The following is a 2,126-nucleotide window of genomic DNA, read 5'->3' on the forward strand; positions in this document are numbered from 1 at the left end:
TCCGCGGAGCGTGCGAGCGGCGCATTATTCGAGCTCGACGACGAGACACGATCCCGACAACGCTCGGCGCCTGCTGTCACGGATGGCGGATCGGCGGCGGGCGGTGCATCGCAGGGGAAGCCGCCGCCTCACATCATGATGTCCTACAACTGGGACCATCAGCACGTCATCCTGCGAGTCGTGGCATGGCTGCAGGCACACGAGCTGGCCCATCGCGTGCTCGTGGTCGGCCTGGGCTATCCCGATACCGTCGCCTTCAATATTCCGCGCCGGTTTGAAGACCTCACCCCGAGCGCGGTGGCCGGGAGAGCGGGCAGCGGTCAGGCCGGGGCATTTCTGGATTTCGTCGAAGCCCGCGTCAAGCCGCGTATTGCCCGCGACTACCCGCTCGACCCGGCACGAACCGCGCTCTACGGGCATTCGCTCGGCGGGCTGGCCGTGCTGTTCGATCTGGCCCATCATCCGGCCCGGTTTTCGGCCTATTTTGCGGCCAGCCCGTCGCTGTGGTGGGACGATGGCCGGGTCATGCCGCAGCTACAGCAGGCCGTACAGGGTGATTCCTGTGCTCGCAGCACGCCAAAAACCGTGATCATCACCGTCGGGGCCAAGGAGCAGCCGTTGAATACCGCCCAAACAGACAACCCCGAGCGTGCCGCCAAGCTCGCGCGCCGGCAGATGGTCGCCAACGCCGCGCGGGCGAACGAAATACTGGCCCGCTGTCCGGCATTCGACGTGGACTATCGGCTGCTGGCCGGTGCCGGGCACGGCGCGGCGCTCGATCGCGGGCTGTTCCACGCGCTGGCGCGCTGGCTGGGCCGCGCCGCCACGGCCGAGCCCACGCCATGAGTGCGCGTGGCCCCTGGCCGGTACAGGTCACCGACGTGGCGCGCTTGTCGCCCAGCCTGCTGCGGGTCGAGCTGGCCGGCGAAGACGGCGTGCTGTCGGGCTTTGCCGGCGATCATGCCGGCGCGCATATCAAGATCTTTCTGCCGGGGCCGGGGGAAACCGCGCCCGCGCTGCCCGAACTCACGCCCGACGGGCCGCGCTGGCCACAGTCGCGGCCGGTCACGCGGACCTATTCGGTTCGCTATTTCGATGCGTCTCGACAGCGCCTGTACGTCGATTTCGTGCTGCACGGCGACGACGGCCCGGCCTCGGCCTGGGCCCTGCGCGCGCGGGTGGGCGATACCATCGGCGTGGCCGGCCCCGGCGGGCCGAGCCCCATGCTCGCGCCCGCGCAGCGCGTGCTGCTGGCCGGCGATATCACCGCACTGCCGGCGATCGCCGCCCTGCTGGAAAGCCTGCCGGCCCATGTATCCGGGCATGCGATCGTGCAGCTGCCGGCCGATGCCGACCGGCCCGAACTCGATTACGCAGCCTCGGTCACCATCGACTGGCTACGAGCGCCGCATGTCGACCATGCCGATACGCCCATGGTGCAGGCGCTGAAAGCGCTCGCGCCGCCGAGCGAGCCGGTCGCGGCCTGGGTGGCCGGCGAAAACGCCTCGGTGCTGGCCATGCGTGCGCATCTGCGCGATGTCTGGGGGCTGGCGCGCCAACAGATCTATGCCGTGCCGTACTGGAAAGCCCGTGCCAGCGAAGAGGCCTATCACGCCGAGCGTCATCGGGTGATGGACAACTTCGACAGTTAGCGTCTGATAGAACCGGGTGCGGCGTCGCGGGCGCGGCGCACGTTGGCCAGCAGGGGCGCGCCGGTATCGGTATCGGTGACCAGCGTGCAGTCCACGCCGTAGAGTTCGCGGACCAGCTCGCGACTGACGATTTCCGAGGGCGGGCCGGCCGCGACCACGCAGCCGTCGCGCATGGCCACCAGATGGTCGGCATAGCGACAGGCGTTGCCCAGATCGTGCAGCACCATCACCACCGTCTTGCCCTCGGCGGCGAGATCGCGCACCAGCTCGAACACTTCGATGGCATGGCCCAGATCGAGGGCAGTGGTGGGTTCGTCGAGCAGCAGCACCGGCGTTTGCTGGGCGATCGACATGGCAATCCAGGCACGCTGGCGCTGGCCGCCGGACATGGCTTCCAGCGGGCGGTGTGCCAGCGATTGCAGATCGGCGGCGGCCAGGGCGGCGGCGGCGACTGCGACGTCCTCGGCGGACCAT

At 69.3% G+C, this 2,126-nt stretch carries 3 protein-coding genes; 2 read left to right on the plus strand and 1 reads right to left on the minus strand.

Going from position 1 to position 2,126, the window contains the following annotated elements; all coding sequences use genetic code 11:
• Positions 1–135 precede the first annotated feature (135 nt).
• Together ABNU97_RS17690 and ABNU97_RS17695 are read left to right on the plus strand one after the other, a co-directional pair.
• Positions 136–846 carry an alpha/beta hydrolase-fold protein gene (locus ABNU97_RS17690; RefSeq protein ID WP_348767979.1) on the plus strand — a complete coding sequence of 237 codons (711 nt, stop codon included), beginning with the start codon at positions 136–138 and terminating at the stop codon, positions 844–846.
• On the plus strand, positions 843–1,652 hold the full coding sequence (locus ABNU97_RS17695; RefSeq protein WP_348767980.1) for a siderophore-interacting protein: 810 nt from the start codon (positions 843–845) through the stop codon (positions 1,650–1,652). The genes ABNU97_RS17690 and ABNU97_RS17695 overlap by 4 nt, the downstream gene beginning before the upstream one ends.
• Here ABNU97_RS17695 and ABNU97_RS17700 read toward each other — a convergent pair.
• Positions 1,649–2,126, minus strand: a 478-nt coding sequence (locus ABNU97_RS17700; protein ID WP_348767981.1) for an ABC transporter ATP-binding protein, incomplete at its 5' end; no start/stop codon positions are given. The two genes, ABNU97_RS17695 and ABNU97_RS17700, sit on opposite strands and share 4 nt — an antisense overlap.

This window comes from uncultured Salinisphaera sp., from assembly GCF_964012375.1.
GTDB lineage: Bacteria > Pseudomonadota > Gammaproteobacteria > Nevskiales > Salinisphaeraceae > Salinisphaera.